This is a genomic window from Roseovarius sp. MBR-78 (genome assembly GCF_040547535.1).
Taxonomy (GTDB): Bacteria; Pseudomonadota; Alphaproteobacteria; order Rhodobacterales; family Rhodobacteraceae; genus Roseovarius.
Genome location: NZ_JBEPPX010000001.1, coordinates 177,056 through 195,696, shown reverse-complemented (window position 1 = coordinate 195,696; position 18,641 = coordinate 177,056). Strand labels below are relative to the sequence as shown.

Below are 18,641 nucleotides of genomic sequence, written 5' to 3'. Positions count from 1 at the left end.
AAGCCTTACCCTACTCCGCCGCCTGCGGGGCCCCAGTCTCGTTCTCGGCCTCGATCTCGGCGGCGCGGGCCTCGACCTGCTCGACGATATGATCGATCATCGTCGCGTTCGACATCTTGTGGCTGGCCTTGCCCGCGAGATAGACCATGCCATGCCCGGCACCGCCGCCGGTAAATCCCACATCGGTCATCAGCGCCTCGCCCGGCCCGTTGACCACGCAGCCGATGATCGACAGGCTCATCGGCGTCTTGATATGCGACAGCCGATCCTCCAGCGCCTCCACCGTGCGGATCACGTCAAATCCCTGCCGCGCGCAGCTTGGGCAGGAGATGATATTCACGCCGCGATGCCGCAGCCCCAGAGATTTGAGGATATCATAGCCAACGCGCACCTCTTCCACCGGGTCGGCCGAGAGGCTCACCCGGATCGTGTCGCCGATCCCGGCCCAAAGGAGGTTGCCCAGCCCGATCGCGCTCTTGACCGTGCCCGACATGAGGCCACCCGCCTCGGTGATGCCAAGGTGCAGCGGCGCGTCGGTCGCCTCGGCCAGTTGCATATAGGCCGCCACCGACATGAACACGTCCGAAGCCTTCACGCTGATCTTGAAATCGAAAAAATCGTTGTCCTGAAGAATGCGGATATGATCGAGCCCGGATTCCACCATCGCCTCGGGGCACGGCTCGCCATATTTGTCGAGCAAGTGCTTCTCGAGGCTGCCCGCATTCACCCCGATGCGCATCGAACAGCCGTGATCGCGCGCCGCCGCGATCACCTCGCGCACGCGCCGCGCATCGCCGATATTGCCGGGATTGATCCGCAGACAGGCGGCACCCGCCTCTGCCGCCTCGATCCCGCGTTTGTAGTGAAAATGGATATCTGCCACGATCGGCACCGGGCTTTCGCGCACGATCTCGCGCAGCGCCTTTGAAGACGCCTCGTCGGGCACCGAGACGCGCACGATATCGGCCCCCGCCTCGGCGGCGGCCTGCACCTGTGCCACGGTGGCCGCCACATCGGTGGTCGCCGTGTTGGTCATGGTCTGCACCGTGATCGGCGCGCCGCCCCCCACCGGGACCGGCCCCACCATGATCTGACGGGATTTGCGGCGCTCGATATTGCGCCACGGGCGGATTGGATTATGCGACATCGCGTGGCCCCGTTCGGTTCGGATCATCCCTGCACCCAGAAATAGCCCGCCGCGAGGCGCGCGGCAACCGGGGCTATTGCCGATCCTGCGTCAGTTCGGCCACCACGCGCTCAAGGTCGGCATCGGCCTCGGGGTCGGCCTGTGCATAGCGCTCGGTGAGCACCCCGGCGGTGAGCGAGAGGTTTGCCGTCACCGCGCCGCTTGGGCCTGCTGGCCCGTAATGCGCGCCGTTGACCGCGAAATACACCGCGCCCGATTCGCCCACGCGCAGCGTTGGCGGGTTTTCCGTGGCGGGCACATCATAGGTATCGCCCGCGTTCATGATCCCCTCGAAGATCACGCTGCCATCGGCGGCGCGCACCCGCACCCATGCCGGGCGCACGGCGACGATCTGCACAGCATCGGGCGCGCCTTCGACGACCTGCGGCACCGTCGGCGTGTCGGTCGGGGCCTGCTGCGCGGCCAGCACCGCGCGCGCGATGGCGCTGTCACGGTCAGAGGCCACTGGCGCGGAGGGGCTGAGCGTGCCCACCTCGCGTGGATCCAGCATCGAGATCGGCGCATCGCGGGCCACCATCACCGGCACGTCAAGCGCCTTGGGCCGGTAAAGCCTGCTGAGACGATCCTCGCGCGGGGCCTTGAACCCGGCCTGCGTCCCGTCTTCGCCCCCTGCCTCGGCCTGATCCAGCGGGTCGAGATCGGCCAGCACCATGGGCGTGTTTTCCACCGGCGCAAGCTGCACCTGCTGCACTTGGCGAAGCACGCTCCAGCCGCCATACCCAATCGCCCCGATCAGCGCCACAAGCACCAGTGCCGATCCCACTGCCCCCGGCTCGATCCGCGAAAACACGCTTTCGCGCTCGGGAACAAAGGCCATGCCGCCGCCGCCCAGCGCGTCTGCCGCGCCCTTGCGCGCCGGTTTCGGCTCGATCCGGCGTTCGGGGCGATAGCGCGACGATGCCTTCTCGGACATGCCATGCGCGATGGAAAACCCCGATTCCGCACAAAAGACGGCAAAGGCCTTGTCGGGGTCCATGCCGAGATAGCGCGCGTAGGACCGCACGTAGCCGGGGATGAAACCGGGCGTGTCGAAAACCGACGGGTCGGCGTTCTCGATAGCGGCGACGTAATTGGCGCGAATACGCAACTCGCGCTCGACATCCAGCAGCGATTTGCCAAGGGTGGCGCGCTCTCCGCGCATCAGGTCGCCCAGACGCAGATCGTACGCGTCAAAGCCGCGTATATCCGCCTCGTCCGAGGCCGCTTTAACCGTCCGACGGCGACCAATCATGCGCCACGAGCCTCTCACAAGTCCCTGCCAAAGCGCCGAAGTCTACGATTCGGCTGCCATCCTGTTCTTTAGAACACGTTAACACAAGGCAAGGCGCATTGCACGTTCGCGTGCATCACCCGGTCTTTTCGGCGCGATTCAGCGCACATTGGCTCCAGAGTGCATCCATGCCACGTATCAGCGCGTCCATCTCTTTCGGCCCATGCACCGGCGAGGGGGTAAAGCGCAGCCGCTCGGTGCCGCGCGGCACGGTCGGGTAGTTGATCGGCTGCACATAGATGCCATAGCCCTCAAGCAGCATATCCGACAGCGCCTTGGTATGCACCGGGTCGCCCACCATCACCGGCACGATATGGCTGCCATGGTCGATGATCGGCAGGCCGAGGCCCTTGAGCCGGGTCTTGAGGATTTTCGCCTGCGTCTGATGCCGCTCGCGCAGCTTTTGCCCGTCCGAGGTCTTCAGGAACGCGACCGAGGCCGTGGCCCCCGCCGCCAGCGCCGGCGCGAGCGAGGTGGAAAAGATGAAACCCGGCGCATAAGAGCGCACCGCGTCGCACATCTTGGCGCTTGCCGCGATATAGCCGCCCATCACGCCATAGGCCTTGGCCAGCGTGCCGTTGATGATATCCAGCCGATGCATCAGCCGGTCGCGCTCGCAAATCCCGGCCCCGCGCGGGCCATACATGCCCACCGCGTGCACCTCGTCGATATAGGTCAGCGCGCCGAATTCATCGGCCAGATCGCAAATCGCCTCGATGGGGCCGAAATCGCCATCCATCGAATAGACGCTCTCAAACGCGATCAGCTTGGGCGCGTCGGGGTCATCGGCGGCCATCAACGCGCGCAGGTGGTCCACGTCATTGTGCCGGAAAATCCGCTTGGCCCCACCATTGCGGCGCACGCCCTCGATCATGCTCGCGTGGTTCAATGCGTCGGAATAGATGATGAGGCCGGGAAAGAGCTTGGGCAGCGTGCTGAGCGTCGCATCATTGGCGATATAGGCCGAGGTAAAGAGAAGCGCCGCCTCCTTCCCATGCAGATCGGCAAGCTCTGCCTCCAGCCGTTTGTGATAGACGGTGGTGCCGGAAATGTTGCGCGTGCCGCCGGATCCCGCGCCGGTGGCGTCAATCGCCGCGTGCATCGCTTCGAGCACCTGGGGATGCTGCCCCATGCCGAGGTAATCGTTGCCACACCAGACGGTGATCGGCTGCTCGGCCCCGTCGGGCCTGCGCCATACGGCGTGCGGAAAGGCCCCCTGCTGCCGCTCGATGTCGATGAAGGTGCGGTAACGCCCCTCCTCGTGCAGACGCTCAAGTGCCCGATCCAGCCCGGCTGCGTAATCCATCGTCTTCCCTTCCCGTTCGGTGCCGGATACCTGCCACGGCACCCTGCCCGTAATCTAGCCGTTTTCGCCCGGATGTATACCGCACCCGGATCACAGGAACAGGCTACAAAACGCCGCCCCCCTTCTCCTTGACATGGGTCAAGCTCTGGACAGCGCAGCCGCGCCTGATACCCTCTGGCATAACTTGGCAAATCCCGAAAGGCCCACCATGACCCTCACCGCCACCCTCGCCCATATCGACGATACGCTCGACACCGCCCTGGCCCGGCTCGATGGCCTGCTGCGCATCCCGTCGATCTCGACCGATCCGGCCCATAACGCCGATTGCGAGGCCGCCGCCGATTGGCTGGTGGCAGACCTGCAAAGCCTTGGGGTAAAGGCAGAGAAGCGCCCCACGCCGGGCCGCCCGATGGTGGTGGGCCATGTCGCGGGTGATGGCCCGCACCTGCTGTTTTACGGCCATTACGATGTGCAGCCGGTCGATCCGCTGGACCTGTGGGATACCGATCCATTCGCCCCCGAGGTGCAGGACACACCCCACGGAAAAGTGATCCGCGCGCGCGGGGCCTCGGACGACAAGGGCCAGCTCATGACCTTCATCGAGGCGTGCCGCGCGTGGAAGGCGGTGCACGGGCATCTGCCCTGCGCGATCACCTTCTTTTTCGAGGGCGAGGAAGAATCCGGCTCGCCCTCGCTCATTCCCTTCATGAAGGCCAATGCCGCCGAGCTTTCCGCCGATCTCGCGCTCATCTGCGATACCTCGATGGTCGCGCCCGGCATCCCCTCCATCGCCTCGCAACTGCGCGGGATGCTCAAGGATGAATTCACGATTCAAGGCCCCCGCATCGACCTTCATTCCGGCCATTACGGCGGCCCCGCGCTCAACCCGCTGCGCGAGATTTCACGCCTCATCGCGTCCTTCCACGACGAGACGGGCCGCGTCGCGGTAGAGGGCTTTTACGAGGGCGTGCACGAAGTGCCCGACGACCTGCTGCGCCAGTGGGAAAATTGCGGTTTCGACGAGCACGAATACCTGTCGTCTGTCGGCATGACGCGCGCGCATGGCGAGGCGGGCTATTCCACGCTCGTGCAGCAATGGGCGCGCCCGACGCTGGAAATCAACGGTCTCTGGGGCGGCTACCAGGGCGCGGGCACCAAGACGGTGATCCCGGCAGAGGCGCATTGCAAACTCACCTGCCGCCTTGTCGGCGACATGGACCCCGACAGGTTGCGCGCCAGGATCCGCAAACATGTCGAGGATCGCCTCTCGCCCGACGCCAAGATCACCTGGGATCAGAATCTCGACGGCTCGCCTGCGGCGGTGATGAACACCGACCGCCCCGAATTCGAGGCCGCGCGTCAGGCGCTCTCCGACGAATGGAACCGCGAGGCGGTGCTCACCGGCATGGGCGGCTCGATCCCCATCGCGGGATTTTTCAAGCAGATCCTCGGGCTGGACGCCATGCTGATCGGCTTTGCCCAGGAGGATGACGCCATCCATTCCCCCAATGAGAAATACAACGTCCAGAGCTTTCACAAGGGCATCCGAAGCTGGGCGCGCGTGCTGGATGCGCTCAGCCATAGCGGGTGACGCTTCCCCTCTCTCCATCGAAAGGAATTTCAAATGAACGCGACACGAATATCGGCTCTGGCTGCGGCGGCAATATTGGCCGCCACCTCGGTCTCGGCGCGCTCGGTTTCGGCGGCCTATCCGCAAAGCGTGGCCGACGCCCTCCAAGACAACGGCTATCGCGCGGAATTATCCACCGACAGCCAGGGCGATCCTATGATCATCAGCCACGCCTCCGGCGCACGCTTCGCGATCTTCTTTTACGGGTGCGAAAACAATCGTGATTGCAAGGATATGTCGTTCACCGCCAGCTTTGCCGTGGATGACACGATCACGCTGGGGTCGCTCAATAGCTGGAACAGCACCAAGCTGATGGGGCGGGCCTATCTCGACAGCGACGACGACCCGGTCGTGATGCATTTCGTGGCAGGCGTGGACGCGATGCCCGCCCCAACCTTCAAGCGCCTCATGGACCGGTGGGAAATAGCGCTGGAAGAGTTCACCGATTTCATCGGCTGGTAGGCGCGCGCGCACTCCCCCCGGCGGGCTGATTTTCTTCGCCCGAACCCCTCTGAAATATGCCCCCCCGGTGCCGGTTCCTGGAGGGGCGCAGGCTTGTGGGCGAAAAACGACTCGCCTAACTTCCCAAAAAAACGCTATAATCCAAATAGATATAATGACTTACGAGTCCAGTTTGACACAAAGGGTCATTCGCGACACTCTCGAACGCATAAGTTAGCTAAAGGGAGACTATCATGACCACCTACGCCAAAAGCGCAGTCGCGGCGCTTGCGACCACCAGCATCCTGGCGCTCGGGGCCACCGCCGCGGCCGCCGATACGTGGCGCTACGCGTTCGAGGAAGCGCTCACCGATGTGCAGGGTGTGTTCGCGCAGAAGTTCAAGGAGGAGGTCGAGGCCAATACCGATCACACGGTGCAGCTCTTCCCCTATGGCACGCTCGGCGAATCCGCCGACACGATGGAACAGGCGCAGGCCGGCATCCTGCAATTCGTGGACCAGTCGCCGGGCTTCACCGGCTCGCTCATCCCCGAGGCGCAGGTCTTCTTTGTCCCCTATCTGCTGCCGCAGGACACCGAGGCGCTGGGCGAGTTTTTCCGCACCTCCAAGGCGGTCAACGAGATGTTCCCCAAGCTTTATGCCGAGCAGGGGCTGGAACTGCTGACCATGTTCCCCGAGGGCGAGGTTTGCGTGACCACGCAAAAACCGGTCACCGAACCTGCCGACCTCAACGAGGTCAAGGTGCGCGTGATGACCAACCCGCTGCTGGTCGAAAGCTATCAGGCCTTCGGTGCGACGCCCACACCGCTGCCCTGGGGCGAGGTTTACGGCGCGCTTCAGACCGGCATCATCCAGGGGCAGGAAAACCCGATGTTCTGGAACTGGTCGGCCAAGATGTATGAGGTCTCCAACGTCATCACCTGCATGGGCCACAGCAACTTCACCACGGCGGTGATGGCCAACCAGGATTTCTATGACGGCCTGTCGGGCGACGAACAACAGGCCGTGCAGGATGCCATCGACGTGGCCTTCAACCACATCATCGACTACCAGAAGGGCCTGCACGAGGAGAGCATCGCCAAGATCAAGGAGGCCAAGCCCGAGATCGAGATCAACGTGCTGAGCGAAGAGCAGCGCCAGCCGTTCATCAAAGCCGGTGAACAGGTCGAAGCCCGGTTCGTCGAGATGACCGGCGACAGCGGTAAGAAAATCCTTGACCAACTGAAGGCCGATCTCAAGGCCGTGACCGAATAACAGCGGCACAATATCCGGGGGCGGCCCATCGCGCCGCCCCCGCTGCCACACAACCGACAAATGATTTTCACGGGGAGGGCCAGCCGTGAACGACACGCCCGAGAAGGCCGGCACATCGCAGCCGGACCAGCCGAGATGCGACAAGCCTTCGGCAGACAGCTATGCCTCTACCCTTCCCGGGTTTCTTGGCACGATCGACAATATCATCGCACGCCTCGAATCGATCATGCTCGCCGCAGGCGTGCTGCTGATGGCCACCAATACCGTGGCCAACGTGATCGGGCGCTTCATCTTCCAGAACAGCCTGTTCTTTTCTGAGGAACTCAACCGCATCCTCATCATCCTGATCACTTTCGCGGGCATCAGCTATGCCGCGCGGCAGGGTCGCCATATCCGCATGTCGGCGATTTACGACGCGCTGCCGCCCAAGGCGCGCAAGGGGCTGATGATCGTCATCTCGCTGGTGACGGCGGTGTTCATGCTGGGGCTGTGCTATTACTCGTTCAACTACATCGTCACGCAGGCGGGGCGCGGGCGCGTCCTTCCGTCGCTGCAAATCCCGGTCTGGGTGCCGCTGATCTGGGTGCCCGTGGGGTTTTTCATGACCGGGCTGCAATATCTGCTCACGGCCATCAAGAATATCCTGTCGCGCGATATCTACCTCTCGACCGCCGTGCTCGAGGGTTACGACGACACCGAGAAGGAGGTGTGAACGATGGCTGTCACGATTTTCTCGATCATGATCGTCCTGCTGCTTCTGGGCTTTCCGATGATGATTCCGCTGATCGTGGGGGCCTTCGTGGGCTTTTACACGCTCTTTGGCGGGCTCGGCCAGATGGAGACGATGGTCCAGCAGATCATGGCCGGCATCCGGCCTGCCTCGCTTATCGCGGTGCCGATGTTCATCTTTGCCGCCGATATCATGACGCGCGGGCAATCGGCCGGGCGGCTCATCGACCTCGTGATGGCCTTTGTCGGGCATCTCAAGGGCGGGCTCGCGGTCTCGACGGCGGCGGCCTGCACGATGTTCGGCGCGGTCTCGGGCTCGACCCAGGCCACGGTGGTGGCCATCGGCTCGCCGCTGCGGCCCCGGATGCAGAAGGCGGGCTATAATGACAGCTTCATCCTCGCGCTGATCGTCAATTCCTCTGACATCGCCTTTCTGATCCCGCCGTCGATCGGGATGATCATCTATGGCGTCGTCTCCAACACCTCGATTGCTGAACTGTTCATCGCAGGCATCGGGCCGGGGCTGCTGATTCTCGTGCTGTTCTCGTTCTATTCGTGGATTTACGCGGTGCGCAACAACGTGCCCACCGAACCCAAGACAAGCTGGCCCGACCGCGCCCGCGCCGTGCAACAGGCGCTTTGGCCCTTGGGCTTTCCGGCGATCATCATCGGCGGCATCTATGGCGGCATTTTCAGCCCGACCGAGGCGGCGGCGGCCTGCGTGTTCTACGCGCTCATCCTCGAAGTGCTGGTGTTCCGCTCGCTCGACCTCTCGGGCGTCTATGATACGGCGAAATCCACCGGGCTGATTACGGCGGTGGTGTTCATCCTTGTGGGCGTGGGGGCTGCGTTTTCCTGGGTCATCTCGTTTGCGCAGATCCCTCAGGAAATCCTCAGCTCCATCGGCATCGACCAGATGGGACAGATCGGCGTGCTGTTCGTCATCTCGGTGGCCTTCTTCATCGGCTGTATGTTCGTCGATCCCATCGTGGTGATCCTTGTCATGGTGCCGATCTTCGCGCCGGTGGTTCAGTCGGTGGGGCTTGACCCGGTGCTTGTCGGCACGATCATCACGCTTCAGGTTGCCATCGGCTCGGCCACGCCGCCCTTTGGCTGTGACATCTTCACCGCCATCGCCGTCTTCAAGCGGCCCTATTGGGAGGTGATCCGCGGCACGCCGCCCTTCATCGCGATCCTGTTGTCGGTGTCGGTGGCGCTGATCTACTTCCCGCAGATCGCCCTGTTCCTGCGCGATCTGGCCTTTGCCAAGTAACCCTGAGGAGACCGCCCATGTTCAAATCGATCCTGGTGCCCTTCGACGGCTCGCCCAATGCCAAAAAGGCGCTCGACACGGCAATGGAAATGTCCCGCCTCACCGAGGCGGCGCTGACCATCCTGACGGTCTATCGCCACCACTCGATGCTCGAGGCGTCGCTGTCGATGGTGCGGCCCTCTGATCCCGGCAACCTTGACGACATCATGTCCGCCCACGCAAAGGAGGTGGCCGATTACGCCAAGAAACACGCCATTGATGCGGGGTTCAAGGAGGTCCGCGCCTTTGTCAAATCCGGCCCCACCTCGCGCACCATCGTCCAGTTCGCCAAGGATCACGGCAACGACCTGATCGTCATCGGCAGCCGTGGCATGGGCTCGATGGAGGGCTATCTTCTGGGCAGCGTCTCGCACAAGGTGACGGGGCTGTCGGAGGTGCCGGTGCTGGTGGTCTGAACAACCGGTCACCGGTTGTGCCAATTGAATTGTGAGGAAAATGGCGCGGTTGACGGGACTCGAACCCGCGACCCCCGGCGTGACAGGCCGGTACTCTAACCAACTGAGCTACAACCGCGCATCTCACGCATCGGGATCGTTCGGGACAGCAGTGGCGCGGTTGACGGGGCTCGAACCCGCGACCTCCGGCGTGACAGGCCGGCACTCTAACCAACTGAGCTACAACCGCCCGCTGCCCACCCGATCCCTCGGGCGTGTGGCGCTTCTAAGCGCCGCCCGCGCCCGCGTCAAGCGGGTGCAGGCGCGAAATTCGAGTTTTCAGCCGTGCCTTTGCAACTCGCAACCGCCGCGGGATCACCCCTCAAGGGATGCTCCACAGAGGGGCAGACATGCCCCCCGTTGCGGCTCGCAGGCAGGGTGCGGGAATGCGCATGAGGGGGGGGGGTGTTAGTAAAGCCCGCCCGAACTCATCGCGCCGAATGTGGCCTTGCCGCCCACCTGCTTGGTCTCGCCGGTGGCGGTGGTCACGTCCTGAACCGCCTCGCCCTCTCCGGGCTGGTAGAAATCGAGATCGTTGCCCATCGCGAACCCGCCGTCAAAGCTCACGCCAAAGACCGGCTCCTCGCCCTCGCGGAAATATTCGGCCACCACATGCGGGCCCTCCGCGTCATCGCCAAGGCGCGCGCCGGTGAACCGGTCGATCTTGATGAATTGCCCTCCGGGGGGCACCTCGAACGGGCCGCCGCCGAATTTCTCGACCGCCTGCGTCATGAATTCCTGGAACACCGGCCCGCACATCGACGCGCCATAGGCCCCGCGCCCAAGGCCGCGCGGCTGGTCATGGCCGATATAGCAGCCCGCCGCGATATTGCTGGTAAAGCCGATGAACCACACGTCGCGCGCATCATTGGTGGTGCCGGTCTTGCCCGCCACCGGCACCGGCAGGTTGATGACCCCCGATGCCGTGCCGCGATCCACCACCCCCTTCATCATCGAGGTGAGCTGATAGGCGGTGATCGCGTTCATCACCCGGTCGCGATCCGACACGATACGCGGGCCGCGCCCCTCGGGCAGGTCTGCCTCGTCGCAATCCACGCAGGTCCGCGTATCCTGCCGATAGATCGTGCGACCATAACGATCCTGCACCCGGTCAACAAGGCTCGGGCGCACCCGCTCGCCGCCATTGGCGAACATCGCATAGGCGGCCACCATGTTGTAAAGCGTGGTCTCCTCCGATCCCAGCGAATTGGCCAGGAAGGTGCCCATGTTCTCATACACGCCAAACCGCTCGGCATAGCCTGCGATGATGTCCATGCCCACCTCGCGCGCAAGTCGGATGGTCATCAGGTTGCGCGACTGCTCGATCCCGGTGCGCAGCGGCGTCGGGCCGTAGAACTTGTTGGACGAATTGCGCGGCCGCCAAAGCCCCTGTGGCGTGTCGATCTCGATGGGCGCGTCGATGATGATCGTGGCGGGCGAATAGCCGCTGTCGAGCGCTGCGGCATAAACGAAGGGCTTGAAGCTCGATCCCGGCTGGCGCATCGCCTGCGTGGCGCGGTTGAACACCGAATCCTGATAGGAAAATCCCCCCTGCATGGCGATCACCCGGCCGGTGTTGACATCCATCGCCATGAACCCGCCCTGCACCTCGGGCACCTGCCGCAGGCTCCAGTTGGCGAAAGTGCCATCCTTGGTGACGGCGCGCACATGCACCACCTCGCCGCGCTCAAAGGTCTCGCGGAAGTTGCCGGGCAGCCAGCCTATATCGCTGCGCGGCACCTCCTGCACGCCCGCGACCCCCTCGATGCCGATGCGCATGGCCTGGTCGCCGGTCTCCAGCACCACCGCCGGATACCATTTGCCCTCAAGCTCGATATCGCGCGGCACCCGCAGATCCGCCAGCGCCGCCTGCCACGCGGCCTCGGTCCCCAGCGCCTCGTCGGGCAGCACCAGCCCGGTGCCGCGCCAGCGCCCCCGCCCGCGATCATAGGCCTCAAGCTGGCGGCGGAGCGCGCGCGCGGCCACCTTTTGCATCTGCGGGTCGATGGTGGCGCGCACGGCCAGACCGCCGGCAAAGAACTCGCTCTCGCCGAACACGCCGCTGAGCTGCCGCCGGATTTCATCGGTGAAATAATCGCGCGGCGGCAACTCGGCACTAAACGGCGCGAAATCGCCATTCTGGACCGAACGCAGCGGCATCTCGCGCTCGGCGCGATAGGTCGCCTCGTCGAGATAGCCATTCTCCCACATCTCGCGCAGCACGAAATCGCGCCGGGCGCGCAGCCGTTCGGTATCGCGCACCGGGTGGTAATCGCTCGGGGCCTTGGGCATCGAGGCCAGCATCGCCGCCTCGTGCGGGGCCAGATCGCGCAGCGACTTGTTGAAATAGGTCTGCGCGGCGGCGGTCACGCCATAGCTGTTCTGGCCAAGGAAAATCTCGTTGAGGTAAAGCTCGAGGATATCCTCCTTGCTCAGCGTCTCCTCAATGCGGGTGGCAAGGATGATCTCCTTGATCTTGCGCTCCATCCGCCGATCCCCCGAGAGCAGGAAATTCTTCATCACCTGCTGCGTGATCGTGGACGCCCCGCGCACGTTACGGCCCCGCGACTTCACCGCGTCATAGATCGCCGAGGCAATCCCCATCGCGTCATAGCCATGATGGGTATAGAAATTCTTGTCCTCGGCGCTGATGAATGCCTGTTTCACCAGATCGGGAATATCCTCGGCGGGGGTAAACAGGCGGCGCTCGCGGGCGAACTCGTCGATAATGCGCCCCTCGGCGGAATAGATCCGGCTTATCGTGGGGGGGGTATAATTGGCCAGGCTCTCGTGGCTTGGCAGATCCTTGCCATAGATATGCAGCACCGCCCCGATGGACAGCCCGCAGATCATGACCACGAGGGTCATCAGGCTGAACACGGTGCCCAGAAGGCTCAGAACAGGACGCAGCACGGATCGCTCCCTTCAAGAGATGCGCCCGATATAGGGATGATCGGGGCCACGGTCAAAACCAAAGCCGGGGCACGGGGGCGGGTTTTCGCGCGCGCCCTCATTGCCGCATCAGGCCCGCGCGCGCGCGATCAGAGGCGTGCCACTGCTCCAGCCCCGCGCGCAGCGCCGCCACCAGCCCCGCGCGCCAGTCCGGGTCGCTCAGGTTGCGCCGGTCGCGCGCATCCGAGAGAAACCCGGTCTCGACCAGCACCGAGGGGATATCGGCGGCCTTGAGCACGGAAAACCCGGCATGGCGCAAGGGCCGTCCCAGCACCGGGATGTCGCGCGCGGTAAAACTTTCAAGCAGCGTGCCGGCCAGCGCCTCGGCGCGCGGCAGCGTCTCGAGCCGCGCGAGATCCATCAGCACGCCCGCCACCACGTCATCGCTGTCGCTCAGATCCACCCCCGCCAGCAGGTCTGCGCGGTCATGGCGCTCGGCCAGCGCCGCGCTGGCGGCATCCGAGGCAGTGCCCGACAGGGTATAGACCGACGCCCCGCGCGCCCGCGCATCCGACAGCGCATCGGCATGAAGCGACACAAACACATCCGCCCCCACCTCATGCGCCAGCGCCACGCGGCGCTCGAGGCTCACAAACTCGTCGCCCTCGCGCGTGAGCCATACCCGAAAGCCGCCCGCGCGCATCAGCGCCTCGCGCAATTCCCGCGCCAGCACCAGCATCAGCGACTTCTCGGCAAGCCCCTCCTCCTCGGCACCGGGATCGATACCGCCATGGCCGGGGTCGATCATCACCCGCAACACCCCGTCGGCCTCGGGCGGCGCGGTGGAGGCCGCAGGCGGCACCGGGGCCGGATCCCAGCCGGGACTATCGGGCACACCCGCCGCAGCAGCAAAGCGCTCGGGTGCGCCGCGCCCCAGCCGCACCCGCAGCACCGCAGCACCGCTCTCGGGATCGACCGTGAGCGCGGCCTCGTCGAGCGGGTATGGCCCGGCCAGATCCACCACCATCCGCGACCAGCCGGGCCGGATCTGCCCCATGCGCAGGCCGCGCACCCGCTCTGTCGCGACGATCCCGGCAGCTTCAGCGCCGCGCCAAACCACCTCGCGGAAATCGAGCACCAGGCGCGGCGGCCCGTCAAGCGTGAACACCCGCCACGGCACCCCCTGCGACAACGCGAGCCGCAGCGCCACCCCGGCCCCATCACGGGTGATCGTGCTCGCCCCTGCCTCAAACCGCGCCAGCGCGGAAAATCCCGCACCCTCGGCCCGCGCCGCCCCTGCAAGGGCCAGCGCGACCAGCACCGCCAGCCCTGTCCGAACCAAACTGCTCATCCGCCGGTCTCCGGTCTTTGGACGCCACGATACCGCCAATGCGCGGCCCGCAACAGCCCCCGCACGCGTTTCTTCTTGGTGAAAATACCCAAATCCCGCGCGCCGCTACCCACTCCCGGCTCAGGGGCAGAACAGGTCGTTGAATACCGCGAACAGCATCAGCGACAGGATCAGCGTCAGCCCCACGCTCATCATCACCCGCAGCGCACGCTCGCTCGGCGGGCGGCCTGCGACGGCCTCATAGGCGTAGAACACCAGATGCCCGCCATCGAGCACCGGCACCGGGAAGAGGTTGAGCAACCCCACCGCCGTCGACAGCACCGCGATGAACCAGATGAAGCTCTGCGCGCCCTGGCTCGCCATCGCGCCCGAGACTTCGGCGATGCCGATGGGGCCGGACATGTTGCAGGCGCTGATCGCGCCGGTGACCATGTGATAGAGCCCCGAGATCGAGCTTTCGACGATCGCCCAGGTCTGCGCCGTGGCCTGGCCAAGCGCCTCGACGGGGCCAAGCGCCACGGTCGCGGGCTCGAACGCCATCGCGCCCGCCACGCCGATCCGCCATTCGGTGCGAAACCCGCCCTCGGGCTGCGGCTCGTCCACCCGGCGCGGCACCAGCGTGAGGGCAAGCCCGCCCCCCTCGCCCGGCCGCCACACATCGAGCGCCAGCGGCGCACCGTTCGACCCCTCAACAATCTCCTTGAGTTGGGCAAAGGCCACGACGGGGCGGTCATTCACGGCGGTAATCACATCGCCCGCCTCAAGCCCCGCATCAAACGCCGCCGATTGCGGCGACAGCCCCCCCACCAGCGGCGGCATGAGTTGCGGGCCGGGCACGCTCATGCGCGCGCCCTCGCGCCGCACGGTATAGTCAAGCAGCGGCGTGGCAGGCAGCGCGTCGAGGAAATCGTCATAAGCCTCGTCTGCCTCGCGGTCGGGCAGGTCCATGCCCGCGATGGCAAGGATCTCGTCACCCTCGCGCAGCGCCACCCCCTCCACCGGCAAGGGCGTGAGCGCGCCCACGGTCAGCGGCTCGGCGGTCTTGCCGCCCGCCATCATCACGGCGGTAAAAATCGCGATCGACAGGATGAAATTGAACACCGGCCCCGCCGCCACCGTCGCCGTGCGCGCCCAAAGCGGCGCGCCGTGCATGGTCTGGCGCAGGCGTTCGGGCGACAGATCGGCCATCGCCGCGCCGTCCTTGCCGCTCGCGGCATCCGAATCGCCCAGGAATTTGACGTAGCCGCCAAAGGGCAGCGCCGCCACCTGCCAGCGCGTGCCATGCCGGTCCCGGCGCGAGAACAGCACCGGGCCAAAGCCCAGCGAAAACACCTCGGCCTTGATCCCAGACCAGCGTCCGACGATATAATGGCCGTATTCATGCACCGCCACGATCACCGAAAGCGCCACCACGAAGGCCAGTATCGTCATGAAAAAACTGCCGAATTGCGGCAGAAGCATACCCAGATCCACGCCTTACCCCTGTTGTTTGATGTCGCGCGCCACCACGTCGGCGCACTCCCTTGCCAGATGGTCCATATGCGCCACCCGATCAAGGGTCAGATCGCCGCGCGCCGCATCCGGCCCTGCCAGCATCCGCTCCAGCACCGCCTCCACCAGCGGTGCCATGTCCAGAAACCCGATGCGACCGACGATGAAATGATCGAGCGCGCGCTCCTTGGCGGCGTTGAAGATTGCGCCCGCCAGCCCGCCCTCTTCCATCACCACCCGCGCCAGCCGCAACGCCGGGCTGCGCGCCTCGTCGGGGGCGCGGAATTCGAGCACGCCCACGGCACCAAGATCAAGCGCCGCCACCGGCAGCGCGCGGCGCTCGGGCCAGTGCAGCGCATAGCCGATGGCGTGGCGCATGTCGGGCGGGCCGACATGGGCCATCAGCGCGCCATCGTTGAACCCCACCAGCGCGTGCACCAGCGATTGCGGGTGGATCAGCACCTCGATCTGCGCGGGGGTGAGGCCAAAGAACTCGCGCGCCTCGATCATTTCCAGCGCCTTGTTGAACATCGAGGCCGAATCGATGGTGATGCGCTGGCCCATGTCCCAGTTGGGATGAGATGACGCCTCGGCCACCGTCGCCCGCGCCAGCCGCTCCAGCGGCCAGTCGCGGAACGCGCCGCCCGAGGCGGTGATGATGACGCGGGTGACGGCGCTTATTTCCTCGCCCACGAGGGCCTGGAAAATCGCCGAATGCTCGCTATCCACCGGCAGGATGCGCGCGCCGGACCTGCGCGCCGCCGCCATCACCAGCGGCCCGGCAGTGACCAGCGATTCCTTGTTGGCCAGCGCCAGCGTCGCGCCCTGTTCCAGCGCCGCCAGCCCCGGTGCCAGCCCCGCCGCGCCGACAATGGCCGACATCACCCAATCGGCAGGCCGCGCCGCCGCCTCGATCAACGCCGCACGCCCCGCCGCCGCCTCGACCCCCGATCCGTCGAGCGCCGCGCGCAACTCGGGCAACAGCGCCTCGTCGGCGGTTACGGCGATCTCTGCCCCGAGCGCGCGCGCATCCGCCGCCAGCCGGGCAATGTTCTGCCCGCCGGTCAGCGCCACCACGTCATAGCACTCGGGCGCGCGGGCAATGAGGTCGATGGTGCTTTGCCCGACAGAGCCGGTCGCCCCGAGGATGCTCACCCGCCGCATCGCTCAGACCAGCCCGAGCGCGCGCAAAAAGCCCACCGCCAGCGCCGCGCCCAGCATCGCGTCGAACCGGTCGAACACGCCGCCATGACCGGGGATGAGGTTGGAGCTGTCCTTGACGCCCTGCATCCGCTTGACCGCGCTTTCGGCGATATCGCCCATCTGCCCGGCAAACCCCACCAGCACCGACAGCGGCACAAGCACCGCCCCTGCCCCGGTCGGCCCTGCGAACAGCGCGCCGACAATGCCAGCGCCGATCCAGCCCGCCGCCGTGCCCGACCATGTTTTCTTCGGGCTGATGCGCGGCCAGAATTTCGGGCCGCCCAGCGCCTTGCCCGCGAAATAGCCCGATACATCCGACACGATCACCACCAGCACCAGCCACAGCACCCACAAAAGCCCCGCATCGGCGCGCAAAACCCCGATCACCCAGGCCCCGATGAGCGCCCAGAGCGCCAGCGCGGCAAAGGGCGCACGCGCGCGCGGCAGCGTCTCGGCGGCGACCAGCACCGCCGCCGCCAGCAGCGGCAGCACGAAAATCCCCGGCAGCACCAGCGCCAGCGCCAGCGCCACGGCACCGGTGATCCCGGCGCGCCCCGGCGCGGTTGAGGCGAAAAGCCGCGCCGCCTCCCATGTCAGAAGCCCGCCCAACACGCAGACCAGCGCGGCAAATATAAGCCCCCCCGCCCAGATCGCGCCCGCGCCCAAGGCGGCCATCGCCACGCCCGAGGCCGCGCGCGGGGCCAGATCGGACCAGCGCGCCCCCGCGCTCATGCGCCCACCGCGCCAAAGCGACGATCGCGCGCGCCGTATTGCGCCAGCAGCCGGGCGAATATCTCGGGGGTAAAATCGGGCCACAGCGTATCAATGAATTCATATTCCGCATAGGCCGATTGCCACAGCAGGAAATTCGAGATGCGCGCCTCGCCGCTGGTGCGGATCACCAGGTCGGGATCGGGCAACACGCGCGTGTCGAGGTAGCGCGGCAGGGTCTGCTCGTCCACGGCTTCGGGATCAAGCCGCCCTGCGGCCACATCGCGCGCCAAAAGGCGCATGGCGCGGGCCACCTCATCGCGACCGCCGTAATTGAGCGCGATGGTGAGGTTGAGCCGCGCGCAATGGGCGGTCATCTTCTCGGTCTCTTCCATCAGCTTGCGCAGCCCCGGCTCCAGCCGAAAGCGATCCCCGATGAAGCGCACGCGCACATCCTCGCGCACGAATTCCTGCATTTCTTTCATGATATAGCGGCGAAACAGGCTCATCAGCCCGGCCACCTCGGTCTGGGTGCGCTTCCAGTTCTCGGTGGAAAAGGCGAAAATCGTCAGATATTTCACCCCCAGATCGGGGCAGGACGCCACGATATCGCGCACCCGGCGCGCGCCCGCGTGATGCCCAAAGAGCCGTGGCCGCCCGCGTTTCTGCGCCCAGCGGCCATTGCCATCCATGATGATCGCCACATGGCGCGGCCCGCCCTCGGGGGCACCGGTTCCGGCCATGCGCGCCTCCTGTTTCATCAGACCTGCATGATCTCGGCTTGCTTGTGCTCAAGCGCCTCGTCCACCAGCTTGACGAACTTGTCCGTCAGTTCCTGCACCGCGGTTTCCCAGAATTTCTGGTCGTCCTCGGACATGCCGTCGGCCTTGGCCTTCTTGATCTGGTCCATACCGTCGCGGCGCACGTTGCGCACCGCCACGCGGGCGTGCTCGGCATAATGCGAGGCGACCTTGGTCAGCTCGCGCCGCCGTTCCTCGTTCAATTCCGGGATGGGCAGCATGATGATCGGGCCATTGGTCTGCGGGTTGATCCCGAGACCGCTTTCGCGGATCGCCTTTTCCACCTTGTTCACAAGGCTCTTGTCCCAGACATTGATCGTGACCATGCGCGGCTCGGGCACGTTGACGGTGCCTACCTGGTTGATCGGCGTCATCTGGCCGTAAGCGTCGACCATCACCGGCTCGAGCATCGAGGCCGAGGCGCGGCCCGTGCGCAGCGAGGCGAATTCAGTCTTGAGCGCACCCATCGCGCCCTGCATCCGGCGCTCAAGGTCGTCTAGGTCTATCTCTATGTCGTCGGCCATTGTCGTTCCCATGTCTTTGTCGCGCGTCCTCGGCCCTGTTTAACC

16 protein-coding genes and 2 tRNA genes are annotated in these 18,641 nt (G+C 65.4%); 6 read left to right on the top strand and 12 right to left on the bottom strand.

Going from position 1 to position 18,641, the window contains the following annotated elements:
* Positions 1–10 precede the first annotated feature (10 nt).
* The 3 genes from ispG to hemA all read right to left on the bottom strand — a co-directional run bounded on the left by ispG (position 11) and on the right by hemA (position 3,783).
* The gene (ispG, locus tag ABIE58_RS00985) at positions 11–1,147 is read right to left on the bottom strand and encodes a flavodoxin-dependent (E)-4-hydroxy-3-methylbut-2-enyl-diphosphate synthase (RefSeq protein WP_354542803.1); all 1,137 of its coding nucleotides are present in this window, start codon (positions 1,145–1,147) and stop codon (positions 11–13) included.
* Positions 1,148–1,220: 73 nt separating this feature from the next.
* On the bottom strand, positions 1,221–2,438 hold the full coding sequence (locus ABIE58_RS00980) for a helix-turn-helix domain-containing protein (RefSeq protein ID WP_354542802.1): 1,218 nt from the start codon (positions 2,436–2,438) through the stop codon (positions 1,221–1,223).
* A gap of 115 nt (positions 2,439–2,553) precedes the next feature.
* Positions 2,554–3,783, bottom strand: coding sequence for a 5-aminolevulinate synthase (gene hemA, locus ABIE58_RS00975; protein WP_354542801.1), 1,230 nt, complete (start codon positions 3,781–3,783; stop codon positions 2,554–2,556).
* Positions 3,784–3,991: 208 nt separating this feature from the next.
* Between hemA and ABIE58_RS00970 the strand changes: the two genes are divergently transcribed.
* The 6 genes from ABIE58_RS00970 (at position 3,992) to ABIE58_RS00945 (ending at position 9,585) form a co-directional block, all read left to right on the top strand.
* The gene (locus ABIE58_RS00970; RefSeq protein ID WP_354542800.1) at positions 3,992–5,374 is read left to right on the top strand and encodes a dipeptidase; all 1,383 of its coding nucleotides are present in this window, start codon (positions 3,992–3,994) and stop codon (positions 5,372–5,374) included.
* Positions 5,375–5,407: 33 nt separating this feature from the next.
* A complete protein-coding gene (locus ABIE58_RS00965) occupies positions 5,408–5,875 on the top strand; it encodes a YbjN domain-containing protein (protein ID WP_354542799.1) in 468 nt (155 codons plus the stop codon).
* A gap of 233 nt (positions 5,876–6,108) precedes the next feature.
* Positions 6,109–7,128 carry a TRAP transporter substrate-binding protein gene (locus ABIE58_RS00960; protein ID WP_354542798.1) on the top strand — a complete coding sequence of 340 codons (1,020 nt, stop codon included), beginning with the start codon at positions 6,109–6,111 and terminating at the stop codon, positions 7,126–7,128.
* A gap of 193 nt (positions 7,129–7,321) precedes the next feature.
* Entirely contained in the window at positions 7,322–7,840 is a 519-nt protein-coding gene (locus ABIE58_RS00955; RefSeq protein ID WP_354542925.1) for a TRAP transporter small permease, read from the top strand.
* 3 nt (positions 7,841–7,843) lie between these two features.
* The gene (locus ABIE58_RS00950) at positions 7,844–9,130 is read left to right on the top strand and encodes a TRAP transporter large permease (protein ID WP_354542797.1); all 1,287 of its coding nucleotides are present in this window, start codon (positions 7,844–7,846) and stop codon (positions 9,128–9,130) included.
* A 17-nt stretch (positions 9,131–9,147) separates the two neighbouring features.
* Positions 9,148–9,585 (top strand): universal stress protein, encoded by a 438-nt coding sequence (locus ABIE58_RS00945; RefSeq protein ID WP_354542796.1) that lies wholly within the window; start codon positions 9,148–9,150, stop codon positions 9,583–9,585.
* A 41-nt stretch (positions 9,586–9,626) separates the two neighbouring features.
* On the opposite strand, the gene ABIE58_RS00940 is transcribed toward ABIE58_RS00945, so the two are convergent.
* From ABIE58_RS00940 to frr, 9 genes are all read right to left on the bottom strand, one after another.
* Positions 9,627–9,703, bottom strand: a tRNA-Asp gene (locus tag ABIE58_RS00940).
* A gap of 34 nt (positions 9,704–9,737) precedes the next feature.
* Positions 9,738–9,814 (bottom strand) — tRNA-Asp (locus ABIE58_RS00935).
* 218 nt (positions 9,815–10,032) lie between these two features.
* The gene (locus tag ABIE58_RS00930) at positions 10,033–12,537 is read right to left on the bottom strand and encodes a penicillin-binding protein 1A (RefSeq protein ID WP_354542795.1); all 2,505 of its coding nucleotides are present in this window, start codon (positions 12,535–12,537) and stop codon (positions 10,033–10,035) included.
* Between the two features lie 97 nt (positions 12,538–12,634).
* Positions 12,635–13,867: an N-acetylmuramoyl-L-alanine amidase gene (locus ABIE58_RS00925; protein WP_354542794.1), complete on the bottom strand. Its 1,233-nt coding sequence runs from the start codon at positions 13,865–13,867 to the stop codon at positions 12,635–12,637.
* Positions 13,868–13,987: 120 nt separating this feature from the next.
* On the bottom strand, positions 13,988–15,340 hold the full coding sequence (rseP, locus tag ABIE58_RS00920) for an RIP metalloprotease RseP (protein WP_354542793.1): 1,353 nt from the start codon (positions 15,338–15,340) through the stop codon (positions 13,988–13,990).
* A gap of 3 nt (positions 15,341–15,343) precedes the next feature.
* Complete coding sequence (dxr, locus tag ABIE58_RS00915) at positions 15,344–16,522, bottom strand: 1-deoxy-D-xylulose-5-phosphate reductoisomerase (protein ID WP_354542792.1); 1,179 nt, start codon at positions 16,520–16,522, stop codon at positions 15,344–15,346.
* 3 nt (positions 16,523–16,525) lie between these two features.
* The gene (locus ABIE58_RS00910; protein ID WP_354542791.1) at positions 16,526–17,293 is read right to left on the bottom strand and encodes a phosphatidate cytidylyltransferase; all 768 of its coding nucleotides are present in this window, start codon (positions 17,291–17,293) and stop codon (positions 16,526–16,528) included.
* Positions 17,290–18,033 carry a polyprenyl diphosphate synthase gene (gene uppS / locus ABIE58_RS00905; protein WP_354542790.1) on the bottom strand — a complete coding sequence of 248 codons (744 nt, stop codon included), beginning with the start codon at positions 18,031–18,033 and terminating at the stop codon, positions 17,290–17,292. Before uppS ends, ABIE58_RS00910 begins: the two co-directional genes overlap by 4 nt.
* Positions 18,033–18,596, bottom strand: a complete 564-nt coding sequence (gene frr, locus ABIE58_RS00900) for a ribosome recycling factor (RefSeq protein WP_354542789.1) — start codon at positions 18,594–18,596, stop codon at positions 18,033–18,035. The genes uppS and frr overlap by 1 nt, the downstream gene beginning before the upstream one ends.
* Positions 18,597–18,641 lie beyond the last annotated feature (45 nt).